The organism is Bifidobacterium sp. UTBIF-78, from assembly GCF_006408945.1.
Classification (GTDB): domain Bacteria; phylum Actinomycetota; class Actinomycetes; order Actinomycetales; family Bifidobacteriaceae; genus Bifidobacterium; species Bifidobacterium myosotis.
In genome coordinates this window covers 66,289-85,974 of record NZ_JFAO01000016.1, presented here as the reverse complement: position 1 = coordinate 85,974, position 19,686 = coordinate 66,289, and the positions used below count along the sequence as shown (strand labels likewise).

Here is a 19,686-nt window from a genome sequence, read left to right as displayed (position 1 = left end):
TTTCGACATCGCGTCCGCTATCCGGTCCCCAAACCATCACGGGAACCGATCCCCCACACCAACGCGTGTGGGACGTCTAATTGAAGATTTGCGGCGGTCATGGCCCAGGAGAGACGCCCGGCATCCATTCCGAACCCGGAAGCTAAGGCCTGGCACGGCGATGGTACTGCACCCGAGAGGATGTGGGAGAGTAGCACACCGCCGCACCACACGTTAACAAGGAGCCCCGATGGAGACAATCCACCGGGGCTCCACTCATATACACACACCCTCGACCGGAACACCAACCCCCGCCAGGGCTCCCCGCATTCCCACACACCCCGAAACAACAGCCCAACACGACGACACCCCGCACGGGAACATGACGGACGGCATCCGCCCCCCACAGGCGCGAAACACCCACGACCGCCGGCCCCGACGCGGACGGCGGCCGCACGATGACGACAACCAACCCCCACAGCCAACCAAACCACGTCCTCCAGCCCCCGCAACGGGCCGCACACCACACAACACACAAAACCACAACAACGACGTTGGACCCAACACCCCGCACAAGGATCAACGAAAGATCCGACACACCCGACAGCATTTCCATGGAAACCGGGTCATGTAAGAGTCCGATGCCCAGCACCATGCTCAGCACTGTGTCCGCAACTTGCCAAAACACAGTATTGGGCCCGAAATGGGGTGGGGCTTAGACGGCAGAAGGTCAGAATGCCCCTGTGCCAAGGCTTCAAATCGTTCATAATGTATGTTCGCTTTTCCACCAAACAGCAAATCGACGCACAAAAACGGACAAAAACGCACATTTTCGCTACTGTTTGGTGTAGAATGAGGGGCGAAGGCAAGATACTTCAAGGAGGAAACATGACCACAGTTCTGGTTACGGGCGGCGCCGGCTTCATCGCCACCCACACCGATGTCGAGTTGTTGGAGAAGGGCTACGATGTCGTCTCCGTTGACAACTATGGCAACTCATCTCCGATCGCGCTCGACCGCGTCGAGCAGATCACCGGCAAGAAGATCAAGCGCTATGACGGCGACGTGCGTGACGAAGCCCTCATGAACCGCATCTTCGACGAGAACCCGATTGACTGGGTCATCCACTTCGCTGGTTTGAAGGCCGTTGGCGAGTCCGTGGCCAAGCCAATTGAATACTACGACAACAACCTCTACTCCACGCTGGTGCTGCTGAAGGTCATGCGCGCGCACAACGTGAAGAAGATCATCTTCTCCTCCTCCGCCACTGTGTACGGCACCCCGAAGGAACTGCCGATCACCGAAGAGACCCCGACCGGCGGCACCACCAACCCGTACGGCACCTCCAAGCTGTTCCAGGAGCAGATTCTGCGTGACGTTCATGTGGCCGACCCCGAGTGGACCATCGTGCTGCTGCGCTACTTCAACCCGGTCGGTGCGCACGAGTCCGGCCTGCTGGGCGAGGACCCGAAGGGCATCCCGGCGAACCTGACCCCGTACGTGGCCAAGGTGGCCATCGGCGAGCTCAAGGCCGTGCAGGTCTTCGGTGACGACTACGACACCCCGGACGGCACCGGCGTGCGCGACTACATCCACGTTGTCGATCTGGCCAAGGGTCATGTGGCGGTCATCGATCACATCGACAAGCAGGGCGTGTTCGTCTACAACCTTGGTACTGGTCACGGCTACTCCGTGCTGGAGGTCATCAAGGCTTACGAGAAGGCCGCCGGTCACCCGATTCCGTACGTGATCAAGCCCCGCCGTCCCGGCGACATCGCCGCCTGCTACGCCGACGCCTCCAAGGCCGAGCGCGAGCTTGGCTGGAAGGCCGAACTGACCATCGACGATATGGCCGCTTCCTCCCTGAACTGGCAGACCAAGAACCCGAATGGTTTCCGCGACGCCAAGTGATATCCATGGGATTCCGACCTCTCCCGCAAGAAATGTACTGATAATTGCCCACTAGCGGGGGTCGGGTCGCATAACGAGTTGAGGGGAGTCATGGCTCATGTAAGCCATGACTCCCCTCAACTCGTTTGATGGCATTGTCGCGTCAGAACGCCGGCAGGAGCGACTGTTGTCGCCCCAAAACAAAGCGGTACGGAGAGACCGCAGAGCCTTACACAATCCGCCGGTCGGCGGCCCATCGCGTCAGCTCGGTGCGGTTCGACAGCTGGAGCTTTCGGAGCACCGAGCTCACATGCGTCTCCACCGTCTTGATGGAAATGAACAGTTCGGCGGCCACTTCCTTGTAGGTGTACCCACGCGCAATCAGACGCATCACCTCCTGTTCGCGGGCGGAGAGCCGATCGAGCTCCTCATCGCGAATCGGTGCGCCGTCCCCGTCGCCGCCCAGCGGTGCGCCTTGGAATGCAGACAGGACGAATCCAGCCAATTTCGGCGAAAACACCGCATACCCCTCGTGCACCTGCTTGATCGAGGAGATGAGATCGGTGCCGGTGATCGTCTTGGTCACATACCCTCGCGCGCCGGCGCGAATCACCGATCCCACATCCTGCGGCGCGTCCGAAACGGACAACGCCAGAAACACGGTGGTGGGGGAGTAGGGGCGTGACTTCAGCAGGATTTCCGCCCCGCCACCGCCTTCGCCGCCCGGCACATGCACGTCCAACAGCACTACCTGCGGTTTGGTCTGCGCGATCATGGCCACAGACCCCGGTACGTCGGCAGCCTGCCCCACGATGTCGAATGAATCGCGCAGGGTGGCGATTACGCCCGCTCGGAACATTTCATGGTCATCGACGACCTCTACACGGATCTTCTCAGGTTCACTCATGGTTCCTATTGTCTCTCTTTGCATTGGGAATTACGTATTTGGGGAATTACGTATTGCTTATTACCGATGTCCCGCAGTGCCCGCCGCGTACGTCGTGTCCAAAGCAGACACGGCAGTTGTGACACTGTGACGGCACTGCGACATCGGCGGTATCAGGCTATGCGCGGCAGATTGACGTCGGTATTCGCCGGCTGCTGGCGAGGCGCGCGAGACGGCGGCGGAGTCCGCGTCTGACCGGGGTCGCCTCCTGTACCACTTCTGAACCCGCCGGCAGAGCCGTTTCCGGCACCGCCGGCCGCACCGCCCTGCATCGCAATCGGCATATGCATCCTGACCTCGGTGCCCCATCCGGTCCGGGAAACGATCTCCACGCTGCCCCCGCGCCGCCTGATGCGTCCGATGATCGACTCGCGGATGCCCAGCCGGTCCGGTGGAATCGCATCCACGTCGAAACCATGGCCATGGTCTCGCACGAACACCTCGACCAACGAAGGCGTGGCTTCGCAATACAACGCAATCGGTTCGCCGCCATGGGTGATGGCGTTGACCAACGCCTGACGGGTGGCGTCCAACAGCGCATCGGTCTGCGCACTGGGCCTTGCGTCTCCCACAATCACCACTTCGATCGGTTTGCCGTGCTCATCCTCCACCTGCGCTGCAATCTGTTTCAGTCCCGTACCCACCGAACGGTCGGACGTGGATCGCTCCTGATACAGCCATTCACGCAGCTCCCGTTCCTGAGCGCGGGCCAACGTGAAGACGGTGTCCGGCTCCTTGTCGTGCAACTGGATCAACGCCAGCGTCTGCAACACCCCATCATGCAGATGGGCGGTCATATCCGCGCGCTCCTCCTCGCGCTCCTTGAGCGCCTGTTCGTGGGAAAGCCGCTGCAGCAGCGCGCCGGCCCACGGCATCACCGCCACCACCATCGCGGCGACCATCACAAATCCGGAGGCCATGATGCGACGCGGCGAGGTTCCCCAGCCCGTATAGGTGACGTTGCCCACATACACGGTCCAGCCCACGAAGATCAGCGCGATGCCGCCGAGCATGGACAGCAGCTGCGCGCCTTGGGGAGATGGATTCATCCATGCCAGTGCGATGCCGGCCAGCATCATTAGCAGCGGCAGTATGACGGTGTTGTCCACACCGGTGCTCGCCAGCAACAGGCCGATGCCCATCAGCGCGATGCCGCTGAGCGCCACCAGAGCCGGTTTTGGGGCCCGCTTCACTGCATCCGCCAGTGATTCCGGGGCGGAAGTGTCAGCCGCATCGAGCATGGGGTCTACAGGGAGGGCGGCTCCGCCGGGGCCGGGCGTCGAAGTCGGGTTTATGGCATGTACGGCAGGGCCGAACGCGGCGGTGCCGTACACGCCGGACGCATGGCCGGTGGTGCCGAACCCGTCGGCTCCACGTCCGTCCTCACGTCCGGCCCTGCCCCCGTCCCCATATCCGGGAACATGGGATGCGCCGGTTCCGAATCCGCCGGCGCTGACACCGTAAGTTCCGAATCCGCCGAAGCCGATTGGTGATATCGGCTGATTGCCGCGCGCGAGCGGTGCCTGAGCGACTGGTGCCGTACGGGCTGCGGCCGATGCCGCTGCAACCGGGTCGCCGGCGGGCATGAAAATCCACAGGAACACGTACCCGATGATGCCGGCGCCGTACAGCAGAGTCAGTGCGAGGAACACCATCCGTACCCATACCACGGATATGCCCAGATGCAGCGCGATGCCCTTGCAGACGCCGGTGAGCCAGCGGCCGCGTTTCGGTCGCATCAGCGGCATCCGGGCTGGCAGCATCGGTTCCGGAGGTAGGGTCGGGGTTGGATTCATAGTTCCATTGTGCCGCGTCCAGGGTGGTGACACCGAGGTTTCAACAGGGGTTCAGGGAACAATCAGGGTGTTCCCCGGCCGGTATGGCAGCGGCGTGTTGCTGTAATGGAATCATGAGCAATCCAACGGTGAATCCTTATCAGCCGCAGCCGAACAAGGCTCTGCGGCGCTTCTTCTCATGGATACGGTCCAGCTGCATCGTCCGAGGCGACGATCGATGGATCGGCGGCGTCTGCAGCGGAATCGCGGCGCGCTTGGGCTGGAGCCCGACCTTGGTGCGCGCCCTGATGATCGTATCCACACTGGTGTTCGGCTTCGGCGCCGCACTGTACGCGTTCGGCTGGTTCCTGCTTCCGGACGTCCGCAATGGCCGCATCCTTGGCGAGGATCTCGTCAACGGCCGCTGGAACTGGAACTGTCTCGGATGCTTCCTGTTCATGGCCGTGGCCTTGGTGATTCCCGGCGCCGGGTGGGTCTGCATCGGGCTGGCGGCCGTGGTGCTGTGGGCGTTGGTGACGAGCGGCATCCGTCAGCGGGAAGGCTACGGGTTCGGTTATCGCGGCGGACGCCCCGGTCCGTCCGCCGCGCCATCCTCGGGGCCGTATGCCGCGCCGAATGGTGGCCCATACCCTGGTCCCGGCGCCTCTGGCGCTCCATATGGCGGGCCATATAACGGTCCCTATAATCCTCCGTTTGTCCAGCCATCCAACGGTTCGCATATGGGTCCTGCCGGCCAGCACCCGTACGTTCCCGGCTATGCCGGAGCCAATGGGGCTGGTCGGGGCGCGGGCCAGACGCCGTTCACTCCCGTCACTCCCGTCAATCCGGTCATGACGCCAGCCGCCCCCGCTAGCCCTATGGCTCCAACGAATCAGCATCCGCCTTTCTACGGTGCGCCGGGTGCAGGTGATCCGTATGCGGGCCCGATGCCGGCCTCCGGTTCCTACGCCGTGCCGTCGCCTGTACCGGACGGCCATCCGCACTCCCAACGACGCAAGCCGGCCGGCCCGATTCTGGTGCTCGCTGTGCTCGGATCGATGCTGATTTCCATTGCCGCGATCATGGCGATCATCAATGTGAACGATTTCGGTCTGGCCCCTATTGTGGAGCTGGTCACCGTTTGGAGCGCGGCGGTGTGCATCGTAATGGGCATCATCGTGGTGATTCTGGGAGTTCGCGGACGACGCGCCGGCGGGCTGATTCCGTTGGGACTGATCGCCGGTGCCTGCGCCGTGGCCATGATTATCGTGTCCGGTACGTTTTCGGCGTATTACTACGACATCACCCATAACGACGGAACTTATGCGGCAAGCGTGAACCTAAGCGCAAGCGAGAACTCCGAGAACGGGTATGGCATGAACGAAATCCAAGTGGGCGACACCATGGTGGCCGATTCCAGTACACGCACGCTCGACGTGCTCAAGCAGGGTGTCTCGTTCGTCGGCGACAGCTATGAGAACAGCAAGGCGATTCTTGACTTCTCCGCTTGGCCGGACATGCATTCGTCGCATGAAATCGAGCTTATGGATGGCCGCAAAAGCACCTCCAACTGCCCGGTCGGCGACATCACGATCGCCGCGTATCAGTCGCAGGTGCATATCATTCTGCCGAGCGGCTGCTCGTACGGCTTCGGCAGCACCGGATATGGCTACGTACTCAGCGATTCCGTGGGCGGCAAATACGAGGCCGCATCCGTTGATTCGGCGCGCTGGCCCGCCACGGTATTCGGCTTCGACGGATTGCTGGGGAACGGTTTCAGCGAAGCCGGCTTCTCCGACATGACCGGCGACGATTACGTGTGGATGAATGATTACGACAGCATGCCGTCGAAGGGTCCCGAACTGCTTATCAGGGTCCCGTATGCGCTCGAAGGACGGGTGAACGTGGTGTACGTCTCGAATTGGGAGGATCTGACATTCCGCCAATTCGACAATCTGCACGGCACGGAATCCGGGCGTCGCGAACGGCAGGATTACATCAACAGCACCTTGCCCGACGAGTCGGGACCTGACGATGATTCCGCATCCGGCGGATCTACGTCATCTGATTCGAATGATTCGAAGGAATCGAAGGAGTCGAAAGAATCGTCTGATTCGGACGGTTCGCAGCCGTCGGAATCCTCTGATCAACGCCAGCAGGAGGGCAAGCAATGAGCGACGATACCAAACAGTTCACGACACGGCCCATGACCGTTGAGGACGTGACCGTCACCACGGCGATGCCGTCGGCCGAACGCCCCGTCGATGAGACCCGCGTGCTCAGGACGGATGATGACGCCGATGCGGCTGCCAAAACGGAGGTCATCGATCAGCCGGTGATCAATGCCGATTCCGCGTCGGATTCGGACCCAGCGCCGATTGCGGTTGCCGGGGATGCGTGTGACAAGGATGTCCCCATCGGTGATTTGCCCTTGAAGGGCGAGTCGATTCCGCCGGCCGACGACGTGCCGCTGTACGGCGAGACGGTTGATGCGAAGCATACGGATGATGTGCCGTCCGTCTCGCGGCCGAAGACGCCGCAGCCGGAAACATCGCAGAAGCCACAGCCTGTGGCGGGGGATGGTGCGGCGGCGTCCGGGATTGGTGGCGGCTCGTCATCGGCCGGTGCCGAAGACGCCGGCAAACCCGGCGGACCCGATACCTCCGACACATCCCCGAATAAGCGTGGCGTCAGCATCCCCACCGTCGTCTTCGGGCTGCTGGGACTGCTCATCGGCGTCGTGGCGATGGTGTTCGGGCTGGTGTTCCCGAACACGCTGATTCCGGCGTTCACCGCCGGACCCCAGATTGTTGTGGCCGTGGCCTGCGCCGTGGTCGGCGTGATACTCGTGATCGTCGCCGTCGTGTGGGCCGTGATGGGGGCCGTCAAGAGCGGGCGAAACGCGGCGGCATAGCTGTGGCTGGCCGGCATCCGTGTCCTTTTGCCGGGGCGCGGGTCGCCGGCGGCCGGGAACGAGGATAGTGATTCGGCCTGCTGACGGACGAACCACCATCGAATCCGTATCGAATCGTCATCGAATCACCAATGAACCCGACCGCCGAGCCGGGGGCTTCCGGCGAACGATGTTGCCGACCGGACGTATACGGAGTACACCTGTTGGCGGTTCAGCGGTCACCCGAAGTCAGATGGAGGCGCATATGAAACGGATGTTGCGCGTGACGGTCATGGCGGTGGCACTGCTGTTGGCGTTCGCCACGTTGGGCTGGGCCATGACCCCGCGCTGGAGCATCCAACCATATGCCGATCATCTTGTGGTGGCCTCGCCGAGCCCGGACATCGAACCGGCGGTCCGGAACGGGGCGGCCATTCCCCGCGAAGGCCGGTACCGAACACGCGAGACGAGAATCATGGTCGATGTCGGCGACGGTGAACGGTTGCCCGCTGTCCTGCGAGAGCCGGTCGACGCGCCCGGAAACCGTCCGGCCTGCCTGTTCATCCACGGTTCCGGCACCAGCGGTGCCGAGGACTTCGGCGACATCGCCAATGCGATGGCCTCCGCCGGCATTGTGACGTTGGTGCCGGCCAAACGCGGTGACGGCTATACGGTGCTGCATCGCGACTATGCCCGGTTCGCCCGCGACTATGGCCGCGCCCTCGACGTACTGCGCGGCACGAGCGGTGTGGACCCGTCCAAAACCGGCATCTATGCCGAATCGGAAGGCACATGGATCGCCACTATTCTGGCGTCGGCACGGCACGACATCGCATTCGCCGCACTGACCTCGGCGCCGGTGTTCAAAGGGCGCGAACAGATGGCCATGGCCGTCAGCGCCTATGCGGATGCGGCGGGCGCGCCGGAGCCGGTGGTCAGGGATACCGCAAAACTGTTGTCGCTGGATTACGCGCCGTTCGGCTTGTCCTACGCCGATTTCGACGCCGATGCGCATCTGTCCGCGCTCACCATGCCGGTGCTGGTGAGCTACGGCACCTATGATACGGCGATGCCCATCGAGCAGGGCGCTCGCCGCATCATGGAAACGGCCCATCGTGCAGGCAACGACAACGTGACCGTACGGTATTTCGCCGGCAATCATCAGATGCGCGCGGGCAACGGGCTGTTCGTGCCGGGGCTGCCGCTGGCCGATGGATACACGCAGGCCTTGGAGAACTGGGTGAACGGCGTGACGATCGGCGGGGCCGGGGTGGGTGCCGCCGGCGGGAAGTCCGTGAATTCGGCCGGCGGCTTGCCGGGGATGGTCGCCGATTATGCCGGACGCGTCGATGGCGTTGCCGGCGAAGAGGACGATACGCCGTCCGGGACTGTCGCCGGCGGCCGGCTCGCGTCGTCGTTCGGTGAGGCGAAGGGCGATACGTCGGATGATGCGGCATGGAAGCAGGCCGAAGGCTGGGCGACGCCTCAGGTCGCCGGCGCCCAGCCCAGTCAACGATTCGCGGCCCCGTCGCGCACCAATTCCGGTATCGTCGGCTCGCTTGGTGTATTGGTCGCATTGATGGCTCTGACTCCGCTGCTGTTGGCCGTCTCCGCGATGCTTGGCCTTGCCGTGTCGGTGATTGCATTGATATCGCGCCGGAGGCACGGCGTCATAGTGCCTGTTCGCGGCAAACGAGCCGCCCTGCACGTCCGGCCGATCGCGGCAATCGCCGATGACTCGGCATCGGCGCTGCGGCGCGTCGCGTCCGCCCGTGCGACGCGCGACGATGCTCCCGCAGCAGGACCTGCGGCGGGGCCATTGACGGCCTGCGCCCGCATACATGCGCTGTCACGGGCGGGGTTCCCGAACGATTCGGCGTATGGCAGGCCGTCCATCGCCGGCGCCTGCTGGATGATCGGGATGGCGTCGATGACGGTTCTCGTGTTGCTTTACGGCTACCTCGCCGGCGTGGGCGCCGCCGCCGTGTTCCTCAAGCCCCTGCCGTCCCTGTTCGGCGTCGGTTGGGTGATGCTGCGCCTTATGTCGCTGGCGTTGACCGTGCTGCTGGCATGGCGGTTCGAGTACCTTTGGGCCAATCGGGACGGCATCGTCGGCATCCGTCGTGTCGTGTGCGTGCTGACCGTCGTGGCGGCGCTCGCCGCTCTGACCTGCATGGCGTTCTGGGGATTGTTCGACCTGCCTCTGTGAATCCGGCGCCTGATGATGACGGACGCGCGGGGCGGCCTTGTCATTTCCGGTGTTCGATAGTGCCTGTTCGAGTATGGGACGTCAGTCAGAGGGAAGCCAGCAGCATAATCAACGGACTTCTGGCGCTGGACAGTGGCGACGCGTTGAGTTATCCACATATCCCGATTCGGCTTGCGCATATGAGCCGTACATGCATAGCGTCGAATCATGAAAGAACACAAAGGAGTGACCGCGCTGTTGCGCGCGGCTGAAGCGGAACGGCGTTGTGCCGCTGGGCGGAATCATGCCGAACGTCAAGCGTTGGCGCGTCGTGCGGAAGCCGGTGAATTGGTTTCGCCGTACTGCAATCTGTACGCTGATGTCTCATATTGGAAGGGATTGACTGTGGAACAGCAATCCCTTCACACCATCAGGTCTCTGGCGCAAAGGCATCCTCAATGGGTTTTCGCGGGGCTTAGCGCAATCTGCGTGTATGGATTGCAGCATGCCTATTCACTGCATGACGGTACGGTGCATATCGCGTCAATTTCGGGTGCGGGGAAGCGTGACGAGCCGCGGCTGGACCGAATATACATGAAGCAGATTCCTTCACAGCGATGTAGAGGGATAGCCGTCACAACGCCGGAACGCACGTTGGCTGATTGCTCGTCGCTATCGTTCCCGCAGGCCTTGGCCATCTATGATTCAGCATTGCGTCTGGGACTGACGACGATGGCCAAGCTGCATGAAGCTCTGCCGCAATACCTGCGCGATATGAAGGATGCCTCGCGATTGCTGGAACATGCAGACGGACGTAGTGAGAACGGTGGCGAATCGTTGATGAGAGGGATGTTGATTGACAATGATTTCGCACTGCCTCTGATGCAGATGGAATTTGAAAATCCCGATAACCGATCCATGCCGTATCGGGTCGATTTTTGTTGGAAATTGGCGGATGGTCGCATTCTGGTTGCGGAATACGACGGTATGGCCAAGTATCGTGATGGAAGTAATCAGAACCGTGCCAGCATTCAGTCGAAACTGGCTTATGCACATCTGAGGGAACAGCATCTGAGAGCGCAGGGCGTCACGTCGATCGCGCATGTGTTCTTCGAGGATGTGGTGTCTCCGGGACGTTTGGAGGCGAAATTGATGGGGCTTGGGGTGCCTAAGATCCGATGACCTCTGTTTCGTTTGTGCTATGTGTGCCGTTATGGGTTCAATGTGACGTCGGTATGGTTGGGCAGAGGGTTTCGGGCGTTTTCGCCGTGCTTGGTGATACACGGTGTGGCACCGATGCGCCGTATTATGTCTCTCGTCGTGTGTGCAGCCCTGCAGGAGCGGTACATTGTCGCGAAAAAACGAGGGATTTCGTGACAAAGTCTCACTGACACTGCCTTAGTGGTACATTGTCGCGAAAATAGACCGATTCTCGCGACAATGTACCACTGAGTGGCGGTCAGTGAGACTTTGTCGCGAACGTATGGTTATTTTCCCGACAATGTATCGCGGAAAGAAGTACGGCAGGGGTGCGGCTGCTGTGGTACTGCTGTGGTGCGACTGCTGGTGCGGCAGGACCATGGCTGTTGTTGGTGCTGCCGCACAGTGGTACTGCCGCGTACGACTGTGGTCCGGTTGCTGTAGTGTCGCCGCGCACGGCTGTGGCTGTGGAGGTGCGGCTGCGGGACTTTCCGTGATGTGGCTGTGGCGTTGCCGCGATGCGGCTGGGTTTTCCGTGGCGCAACCGCGGGTATTGCTGTGGTATGTGTGTGGCCGTGGTCCGGCGTGGGTCTTGGGGCAGCCAAGTGGTGGTACTGCTGTGGTACTGCTGTGGTACCGCCGCGTACGACTGTGGTCCGGTTGCTGTAGTGTTGCTGTGCACGACTGTAGCTGTGGCTGTTCGGCTGCGGGGCGGGTGTGGCTTTGCCGTGGGGACGGATGTGGCGCTGCCGCGGTGCGACTGCGACACCGGTGGCGGCGATTATGGGGAGAATAGCGCTGCGGCCATCGCTGCTGCATCGTCTCTGCCGCAGCGTCACCCATTGCACCTATCCTTGGGAGCAGTAAGTTTCAAGGAGAGAACACCGTTATGCAACAACAGGACGACCATGCGCATCAGCTGAACCGCCCCGAGGATCTGAGAGCCATCCGTCAGGCGATGGATGAGGGTAAGAACCCGCTGGTGGTCACCGATGTGCCGCGTTGGGAGGATCAGGTCGGCATCAGCCGTATCGTCAACCGTCGCGTCCTCGAATTCGAGGTGCTGCCCACCCCGGCGCAGGTGCTGGCCAATCAGCCGTTGAGCCCGCAAGCCCAGGAGATCGTAGCCTATTCGCGCGACGAGATTCGCGCCTGCCTCTACGGCCAGGACGACCGGCTGCTCGTCATCGTGGGGCCCTGCTCGGTGCATGACCCGAAGGCCGCGCTCGATTATGCCCGCCGGTTGGCCAAGCTGAAGGATGAGTTGGGCGAACAGCTTCTCATCGTCATGCGCGTGTACTTCGAGAAGCCGCGCACCACGGTGGGGTGGAAGGGCCTGATCAACGATCCGGACATCGATGGTTCGTGCAACATCAAGAAAGGTCTGCTGCTGGCCCGCAAGACCCTGCTCGACGTGTTGGGCACCGGTCTCGCCGCGGCCACCGAATTCCTCGAGCCGACCAGTCCGCAGTTCATCGCGGACGCCGTGAGCTGGGGTGCGATCGGTGCGCGCAATACGGAATCCCAGGTGCACCGCCAGCTCGCCTCCGGCCTGTCCATGCCCATCGGATTCAAGAACGCGACCGACGGGTCCATCAAGGCGCCGACTGATTCCTGCTTCGCCGCAGCCCAGCAGCACACGTTCTTCGGCATCGACCATATGGGTCGTGCCGCTGTGGTCAAGACGCTCGGCAACCCCGATTGCCATGTGGTGCTGCGTGGCTCGAACCATGGGCCAAATTATGATGCCGATTCCATCGCCGATGCATTGGAGACCATCCGTTCGCTCATGCCGGCCGATTCGGCGGCGGCGCATGGCCTTATCGTGGATTGCTCCCACGGTAACTCGGGCAAGGACGAGCATCGTCAGGCCGAGGTGGTGCGGGAGATCGCCCACCGCATCGCGCAGGGGGAGCGGGGCATCACCGGCGTGATGATGGAGAGTTTCATCGAAGGCGGCAACCAGCCGGCGGCGCCGCTCGATCAGCTCGTGTACGGCAAATCGATCACCGACCGGTGCATTTCCTGGCCGGACACCGAGGCGCTGCTCCGCGAGCTGGCCGAGGCCGTGGCCACCCGACGCTGGCGCTGAAGGCCGGACGTGCCGCCGCGACGACCGCGTCCCGCGGCTGGGAACGGACGCTTCCCGAAACACATCGACTTGATAACGACCGACAGGAAAGGAACAACATGGGTATGAAGACCGTGGCCATCATCGGCGCGCTGGATGAGGAGGTGGCGCTTATCGCCAAATCCCTGACGCATGTGACCCACACCGCCAAAGGCAGTCTGGACATCGTGTCCGGCACCGTGTATTCCTTCGGCTCAGACGTCATCAAGGTGGTCGCCACCGTGGGCGGCATGGGCCTGGTGAACGCGGCGGCCACCACGCAGCTGCTCATCAGCGAGTTCGCCCCGGACGCCGTGATCTTCTCCGGTATCGCGGGCAATCTCAACACCCATCTGCACATCAACGATGTGGTGCTCGGCGGTACGTTGCGGTATCTGGACACTGATATGCGTCTGGTGGGCCAGTGGAAGCCTGGCACCACCGAGGTTCCGGTCACCGAATTCCACTCCGACGACCATCTGCTCGAAGTGGCCGATAAGGCGCTCGCCGATGCCGGCATCACGCATATCACCGGCATCATCGCCTCGGGCAACTATTTTGTGGACACCCCCACCAAGGTGGAGGAGGTCATCCGGCTGACCGGTGCGGACGCCGTGGAGATGGAAGGCGCCGCCGTGGCGCAGGTCGCGGCGCGCAACGATGTGCCGGCCTTGGTGATTCGCGCCCTGTCGGACAATGCGGACACCGACTACGAGGTGTTCAAGGAGTTCGACATCTCCGAATACGCCGACACCGCCGCACGTCTCGCCGTGGATATCGTCAAGCGCCTGTAGCGCTCGTAAGACCGGCTGTCCACTATATGAGCGTTTTGGTCACCCCTGCTCATCGCTGCGCCATACTCATCAATCAGCACAGCGATGTGTGGGGGTTCGTCGCTGTGGCCACAAGCCGTTCCAGTCCTCCTCCACATGTCCGTCGCTGTGCTCATGAGTTTTTATGAGCAGGGTTCGCCTGAACGTATCCCTTACAGGGAATACCCGATAGTGATATTCGATATCCGATATCCGATACGGAGGCGTCTGAAACCCTGCGGCATGAGGAGAGAAGCACATGTCTGCCAGCGCATCCGTAGCTGTAGAAAAGCCGGTGAAGAAGGATTCGGTCCCGGAGATCATCGCCGCTTCCATGGTCGGCACGGCCATCGAATTCTACGATAATTACTGCTATTCCATCGCCGCCGCCAGCTACTTCGGCACGATTTTCTTCACGAGCGTCGCCAAGTCCAACCCGGCGCTCGCCACCCTGATGGCGTTCGTCACGTTCGCCGTCTCCTTCCTGGCCCGCCCATTCGGCTCGATGCTGTTCGGCCACTTCGGCGACAAGATGGGCCGCAAGAAGACCCTCGTCCTCGCGCTGATGACGATGGGCATCGCCACCTTCCTGGTCGGTTGCCTGCCCGGCTATGACCAGATCGGCCCGTGGGCCGTGGTCATCCTGTGCATCTGCCGCGCCTGCCAGGGCGTCGGCCTCGCCGGTGAATGGTCCGGTGCGGCCTTGGTCGCCACCGAGAACGCCCCGGCCGACAAGCGCGCCCTGTACGGCTCCTTCCCGAACCTCGGCGCCCCGATCGGCTTCTTCTGCGCCTACGGCCTGAACCTGCTGCTCGACTCCAACCTGAGCCAGGAGCAGATGATCTCCTTCGGCTGGCGTATCCCGTTCCTGTGCTCCGCCGTGCTGGTCATCATCGGCCTGTACGTGCGTGCCCGCATGTCCGAGACCCCGGTCTTCCGCAAGGCCTCCGAGGAGAAGCGCACGTCCAAGCACCCGCTTACCGACCTGCTGCCCTACACGAAGGAGGTGCTGCTGGGCACCGTGGCCATGGGCATCACCTACACGCTGTTCTACGTGCTCGGCACTTGGTCCCTGTCCTATGGCGTCAAGGGCCTTGGCTTCACGCAGAGTGAATACCTGCTCATGCAGATGTGCTCGGTGGTCTTCTTCGCCATCTTCATCGTGGTGTCTTGCGTCTACGCCGATAAGGTGGGTCGTAAGAAGGTCCTCTTCGTGGTGACCGCCGGCACTCTGGTCTTCAGCTTCTTTACGCCGTTGCTGCTCGTGCATTCCGCGTCCCACATCATGATCTTCCTGTGCGTGGGCTTCGTGCTCATGGGCGGCCTGTTCGGACCGTGCGGCGCGTACCTGCCTGAGCTGTTCCCGGTGCATGTGCGCTACTCCGGCGCCGGTCTGAGCTACAATCTCGCGGCCATCTTCGGTGGCGCGTTCGCCCCGACGATCGCCCAGGCCTTGGTCTCCTCCAAGTTCGGCGTGGCCGGCGTGGGCTGGTACATGGCCATCATGGCCGCCCTCGCGTTGCTCGCCCTCTTCCTCATCAAGGAAAGCAAGGACAAGGACTACGAGCTGTGAGTCATCCCGGCTCACCCGCTATGGCGGGAACGATATAGCCGGATCTGATTGTAAGGCTATTACAGCGCCATTCCCCATCGCGGTGACGGGGAATGGCGCTGTCGTATGTTCGGGGGTAATGGGTGGGCTTCGTTCGCCGGCTCCGGCGCGTGCCAGGTGTAGAGTCAGCCATTGCGCGCGGATGCATGGCGAACATACGACAGACGCGCATCGGGCGCGGATCGCACGCAGATCAGATGAACAGTAGGCGAACTTACGTAGCTCACCCGGTGTACTACAAATGCGGCGTTTTAGTCTGGAATCATGCAAATCTGGAAGATCATCGTAATCGCTGTGCTCGTGGTGCTGTGCCTGATCTGGGTTGTCGTCATCTCGTACAACAAGGGCCGCGCCACCGGCCGCCGCGTCGCCGAGGAGGCCGCCGCCAAGGATGCGGATGCGCGGTCCTTGTTCGGCGACGATATTCCCGTGCGCCCCACGGAACGCCGGCTGATCGAGGTGATGCCACAGGCTGTGATCGTCACCGATCGCAATGGCCGGGTCCAGTATGCCAGTCCTGGTTCGGTGCCGTTCGGGTTGGTCTCCGCCGGGCGGCTCAACTCGCGCGAGGTCGAGGATATCCTGACGCAGGCCGCCACGGATGGTGGCGTACGCGAGCGTGAGGTGCAACTGCCCATCGACCGTAATCCGTTCCCGCAGCTCAACGGCAAAGGACTTGAGGCCGGTCAGCTGCTGCCGTCCAGTACGTTGTATCTGCGTGTGCGCATCGGTGACATCGGCGATGACCTGTACGTGATCTTCATCGACGACGTCTCCGAACAGCGTCGATTCGAGGCCGTTCGCCGCGATTTCGTGACGAACGTCTCCCATGAGCTCAAGACGCCCGCCGGCGCCATCGCCTTGTTGGCCGAGACCATCACCGACGCCGCCGACGATCCGGATGCCGTACGGTACTTCTCGGGGCGCATCACCAAGGAATCCACGCGATTGACCGAGCTGGTCCATCACCTCATCGATCTGCAGAAGGCGCAGAGCTCGCAGGGTGTGATGGACGTGCAGCGCGTCTCCACACTGGATGTGGCGCGCGCGGCCATCGCCGAGAACCAGGTGCAGGCCGACGCCCGTCATGTGGATATTCGTCTGAGCGTCAACGGCAAGCCGGTGCCGACCGTGGCCCCGGAGCCGGATGCGTCGTCTGATGATGGCGTCACACCGGATACGTCGGACGTCTCGTCGAACCGTCCGGAAGCCGAGACGGACAACGCGGCGGAATCCGCGACGGGGGAGGGCGGTGTCGTCACTGCGTCGGGATCCCATGTGCCCGACGAGCCTCAGGGGCCGGTGATCATGGCCGATCGCGAGGCCATGCGGACCGCCATCAAGAATCTGGTGGAGAACGCCATCCATTATTCCCCCGAACATACGACCGTGGCGGTCGGACTCGGGCAGGACCACGGCACCGTGACCATTCGGGTGGTCGATCAGGGCATCGGCATACCGGAGAAGTCACTCGACCGAGTGTTCGAGCGGTTCTACAGGGTCGATCCGGCGCGTTCCCGTGCCACCGGCGGGTCCGGTCTGGGACTGGCCATCACCAAGCACTGCGTGCAGGAGAACGGGGGTAAGATCTCCGTCTGGTCCCGCGAGGGCGAGGGATCGACCTTCACCATCGAAATGCCGGCCGCTCCCGATGACGATGACGCAAGCGGGCGCGCACATGGTGCGGCCAGATAGGCCGGAGCAGGCGGATAGGCTAGGTGCGTAGGGCCGCCGGTGGCAAAGGCGGCTGGTGATTGTCGTCGCGCCGGTGGTGAGAGCCGCTGGCGAGAGCCGGTGGCGACTGGCGATAGGTCGCGCGATGATTGGCGATGGGGAGGTCGTCGCGCGACGGCGGCCCGCATGGTGAACATGCATATGGACGGGTGTATGCGGACAGTCGCGGGAGCCGGCAGCGTATAGCATGTAGCGTTAGCACATAATTACGTACTTCAATGAAACAGCAGGGAAACGGAGAGCGAATGGTTACGATGGTGTCGGAAAATTTTGTGCCTATGCGCACGGGAACATACCCTAGAAAGGCTACTATGACGCGCATTCTTATCGTCGAAGACGAGGAATCCTATCGCGAACCGCTGGTGTACCAGCTCACTCGCGAGGGGTATGACGTGTCCGCCGCCGCCACTGGAGAAGAGGGTCTGGAGCTGTTTACCAAAGGCGGCATCGATCTGGTGCTGCTTGACCTGATGCTGCCCGGCATCGACGGGACCGCGCTGTGCAGGCGCATCCGCGAACAGAGCCGCGTGCCGATCATCATGCTGACCGCCAAGAGCGCCGAAATCGACAAGGTCGTTGGGCTTGAGATCGGCGCCGACGACTATGTGACCAAGCCGTATTCGTTCCGCGAGCTGCTGGCGCGCATCCGCGCCGTGCTGCGTCGCAATCAGGCCACCGCGCAGGCCTCGGGGTCCGTGGATGACGACATCCCGCTGGTGTGCGGCGACATCTCGATGCAGGTGGGCCAGCATCAGGTCACGGTGCGTGGCGAAGTGGTGTTCTTCCCGCTCAAGGAATTCGAGCTGCTCGAGTATCTCATGCAGAACAAGGGGCGCGTGATGACCCGTCACCAGCTCATCGACCGCATCTGGGGTTCCGATTACGTCGGCGATACCAAGACGCTCGACGTGCATGTCAAGCGCGTGCGTTCCAAGATCGAGGAGGACCCGGCGCATCCGAAGTACCTGACCACCGTGCGCGGGCTCGGCTACAAGATCGACACCCCGGCCGAGTAGAGGTCTGACCGCCCGTCAACGACGACGGCGGTTGGCGGGGCGCAGGTAGTCTTCGCGTGCGTAGATTTTCCGGCTGCCCCGCCCTCATGCCGATATCGGCCTCTTGAACTACGTAGTGGCGACGTAGCCGTATTTATTGGCAAGTGTTCATCTTTTGTTTACTGATTTCGTTCCCCCGTTCCCCGCTTTCCCCATACGCTAGTAGATGTCATGAATTGACCGGGCGGAATTCCCCACCCGTGTTTAGTTGATAGAGGGAAAAAGAAATCATGCAGAAGAACATTCTTGTGCGTTCCATTGCCGCTCTCTCCGGCATTGTGATGCTTGCTTCCGTTGCGGCTTGCGGCGACAACACCGCCTCCACCGGCAACAACAACAGCGGCTCCTCTGACACCGCTTCCAAGACCGCCCCGATCTCCGGTGACTTCCAGGGCGCCGGCGCCTCCTCCCAGCAGGCCGCCGTTGAGGCTTGGATCGCCGGCTTCCAGGGCACCAACCCGGACGCCAAGATCGCCTACAACCCGTCCGGTTCCGGCGCTGGTGTGTCCACCTTCCTGACCGGTGCCACCGCTTGGGCCGGCTCCGACAAGGCCCTGTCCGATGACGAGGTCAGCAAGTCCGAGGCCGTGTGCGCTTCCGGCGCCGCCTTCGACGTGCCGGTCTACATCTCCCCGATCGCCGTGGTCTTCAACCTGAAGGGCATCTCCGACGCCGGCAAGCACGTCAACCTTGACGCCGCCACCATCGCCAAGATCTTCGACGGCAAGATCACCACTTGGAACGACCCGGCCATCCAGGACCAGAACAAGGACCTCAAGCTGCCGGCGACCGCCATCACCGTCGTGCACCGCTCCGATAAGTCCGGCACCACCCAGAACTTCGTCTCCTACTTCAAGGATGCCGCTCCGGACGCTTGGCCTTACGACCTGTCCGAGAACTGGCCGAACTCCGTTGGCCAGGGCGCCAAGGGTACTTCCGGCGTGATCTCCACCGTGCAGCAGGCCGACGGCACCATCGGCTACGCCGACTTCTCCCAGGTCGGCAAGCTCGGCACCGTGGCCGTCAAGGTCGGCGACTCCTACAACGAGATCTCCGCTGAGGCTGGCTCCAAGGTGATCGAGGACTCCAAGCTCGACGAGTCCGCCAAGGGCGAGAACCGTGTGGTCGTGAAGATCAACCACGAGACTTCCGCCGAGGGTGCCTACCCGATCGTCCTCGTGTCCTACGCCATCGCTTGCCCGGCCTACAAGGACACCAAGAACGCTGAGTTCGCCAAGGCTTGGCTGACCTACATCACCTCTGAGGAGGGCCAGAAGGTCGCTCAGGACGCCGCCGGCTCCGCTCCGCTGCCGTCCAGCCTGACCTCCCAGATCACCAAGTCCATCGACGCCATCCAGACCAAGTGATGACGCGGTTCCCAGACCACCTCGCCTGATTCATAACCGAATCATGTGAAACTCCACAAGCCGCAGTCGTGTGAAACGGTTGCGGCTTGTGGCGGGTCTGGACCTCGAATACGGCAATTTATCCA

General features: G+C 62.3%; 13 protein-coding genes and 1 rRNA gene. 12 read left to right on the top strand and 2 right to left on the bottom strand.

Features of this window, described 5'->3' with window-relative positions; translation table 11 throughout:
* Positions 1 to 89 precede the first annotated feature (89 nt).
* Positions 90 to 207 (top strand): 5S ribosomal RNA (rrf, locus tag BG22_RS04445).
* 660 nt (positions 208 to 867) lie between these two features.
* The gene (galE, locus tag BG22_RS04440; RefSeq protein WP_094666853.1) at positions 868 to 1,890 is read left to right on the top strand and encodes a UDP-glucose 4-epimerase GalE; all 1,023 of its coding nucleotides are present in this window, start codon (positions 868 to 870) and stop codon (positions 1,888 to 1,890) included.
* Positions 1,891 to 2,098: 208 nt separating this feature from the next.
* Here galE and BG22_RS04435 read toward each other — a convergent pair whose 3' ends face one another.
* Positions 2,099 to 2,776 (bottom strand): response regulator transcription factor, encoded by a 678-nt coding sequence (locus tag BG22_RS04435; protein ID WP_140493620.1) that lies wholly within the window; start codon positions 2,774 to 2,776, stop codon positions 2,099 to 2,101.
* 152 nt (positions 2,777 to 2,928) lie between these two features.
* Positions 2,929 to 4,554 carry an ATP-binding protein gene (locus BG22_RS11100; protein ID WP_258186200.1) on the bottom strand — a complete coding sequence of 542 codons (1,626 nt, stop codon included), beginning with the start codon at positions 4,552 to 4,554 and terminating at the stop codon, positions 2,929 to 2,931.
* A gap of 170 nt (positions 4,555 to 4,724) precedes the next feature.
* Between BG22_RS11100 and BG22_RS04420 the strand changes: the two genes are divergently transcribed.
* From BG22_RS04420 to pstS, 10 genes are all read left to right on the top strand, one after another.
* Positions 4,725 to 6,764 carry a PspC domain-containing protein gene (locus tag BG22_RS04420; protein ID WP_258186199.1) on the top strand — a complete coding sequence of 680 codons (2,040 nt, stop codon included), beginning with the start codon at positions 4,725 to 4,727 and terminating at the stop codon, positions 6,762 to 6,764.
* Positions 6,761 to 7,504, top strand: a complete 744-nt coding sequence (locus BG22_RS04415; protein ID WP_140493615.1) for a hypothetical protein — start codon at positions 6,761 to 6,763, stop codon at positions 7,502 to 7,504. Before BG22_RS04420 ends, BG22_RS04415 begins: the two co-directional genes overlap by 4 nt.
* A 244-nt stretch (positions 7,505 to 7,748) precedes the next feature.
* A complete protein-coding gene (locus BG22_RS04410) occupies positions 7,749 to 9,692 on the top strand; it encodes a S9 family peptidase (protein WP_258186198.1) in 1,944 nt (647 codons plus the stop codon).
* A gap of 207 nt (positions 9,693 to 9,899) precedes the next feature.
* A complete protein-coding gene (locus tag BG22_RS04405) occupies positions 9,900 to 10,853 on the top strand; it encodes a hypothetical protein (protein ID WP_140493612.1) in 954 nt (317 codons plus the stop codon).
* 907 nt (positions 10,854 to 11,760) lie between these two features.
* Entirely contained in the window at positions 11,761 to 12,963 is a 1,203-nt protein-coding gene (locus BG22_RS04400; RefSeq protein WP_140493609.1) for a 3-deoxy-7-phosphoheptulonate synthase, read from the top strand.
* A gap of 98 nt (positions 12,964 to 13,061) precedes the next feature.
* Positions 13,062 to 13,775 carry a 5'-methylthioadenosine/S-adenosylhomocysteine nucleosidase gene (mtnN, locus tag BG22_RS04395; RefSeq protein ID WP_094666848.1) on the top strand — a complete coding sequence of 238 codons (714 nt, stop codon included), beginning with the start codon at positions 13,062 to 13,064 and terminating at the stop codon, positions 13,773 to 13,775.
* Between the two features lie 277 nt (positions 13,776 to 14,052).
* Positions 14,053 to 15,366: an MFS transporter gene (locus tag BG22_RS04390; protein ID WP_094666847.1), complete on the top strand. Its 1,314-nt coding sequence runs from the start codon at positions 14,053 to 14,055 to the stop codon at positions 15,364 to 15,366.
* A 303-nt stretch (positions 15,367 to 15,669) separates the two neighbouring features.
* On the top strand, positions 15,670 to 17,100 hold the full coding sequence (locus BG22_RS04385; protein WP_140493606.1) for a cell wall metabolism sensor histidine kinase WalK: 1,431 nt from the start codon (positions 15,670 to 15,672) through the stop codon (positions 17,098 to 17,100).
* Between the two features lie 350 nt (positions 17,101 to 17,450).
* Positions 17,451 to 18,155 (top strand): response regulator transcription factor, encoded by a 705-nt coding sequence (locus tag BG22_RS04380; RefSeq protein WP_169834010.1) that lies wholly within the window; start codon positions 17,451 to 17,453, stop codon positions 18,153 to 18,155.
* Between the two features lie 269 nt (positions 18,156 to 18,424).
* Positions 18,425 to 19,561: a phosphate ABC transporter substrate-binding protein PstS gene (pstS, locus tag BG22_RS04375; protein WP_094666844.1), complete on the top strand. Its 1,137-nt coding sequence runs from the start codon at positions 18,425 to 18,427 to the stop codon at positions 19,559 to 19,561.
* Positions 19,562 to 19,686 lie beyond the last annotated feature (125 nt).

Bases quoted from the DNA above. Each gene is read 5' to 3' on its own strand.
- galE (WP_094666853.1), top strand. From the start codon at position 868: ATGACCACAGTTCTGGTTACGGGCGGCGCCGGCTTCATCGCCACCCAC.
- BG22_RS04435 (WP_140493620.1), bottom strand. From the start codon at position 2,776: ATGAGTGAACCTGAGAAGATCCGTGTAGAGGTCGTCGATGACCATGAA.
- BG22_RS11100 (WP_258186200.1), bottom strand. From the start codon at position 4,554: ATGCGACCGAAACGCGGCCGCTGGCTCACCGGCGTCTGCAAGGGCATC.
- BG22_RS04420 (WP_258186199.1), top strand. From the start codon at position 4,725: ATGAGCAATCCAACGGTGAATCCTTATCAGCCGCAGCCGAACAAGGCT.
- BG22_RS04415 (WP_140493615.1), top strand. From the start codon at position 6,761: ATGAGCGACGATACCAAACAGTTCACGACACGGCCCATGACCGTTGAG.
- BG22_RS04410 (WP_258186198.1), top strand. From the start codon at position 7,749: ATGAAACGGATGTTGCGCGTGACGGTCATGGCGGTGGCACTGCTGTTG.
- BG22_RS04405 (WP_140493612.1), top strand. From the start codon at position 9,900: ATGAAAGAACACAAAGGAGTGACCGCGCTGTTGCGCGCGGCTGAAGCG.
- BG22_RS04400 (WP_140493609.1), top strand. From the start codon at position 11,761: ATGCAACAACAGGACGACCATGCGCATCAGCTGAACCGCCCCGAGGAT.
- mtnN (WP_094666848.1), top strand. From the start codon at position 13,062: ATGGGTATGAAGACCGTGGCCATCATCGGCGCGCTGGATGAGGAGGTG.
- BG22_RS04390 (WP_094666847.1), top strand. From the start codon at position 14,053: ATGTCTGCCAGCGCATCCGTAGCTGTAGAAAAGCCGGTGAAGAAGGAT.
- BG22_RS04385 (WP_140493606.1), top strand. From the start codon at position 15,670: ATGCAAATCTGGAAGATCATCGTAATCGCTGTGCTCGTGGTGCTGTGC.
- BG22_RS04380 (WP_169834010.1), top strand. From the start codon at position 17,451: ATGACGCGCATTCTTATCGTCGAAGACGAGGAATCCTATCGCGAACCG.
- pstS (WP_094666844.1), top strand. From the start codon at position 18,425: ATGCAGAAGAACATTCTTGTGCGTTCCATTGCCGCTCTCTCCGGCATT.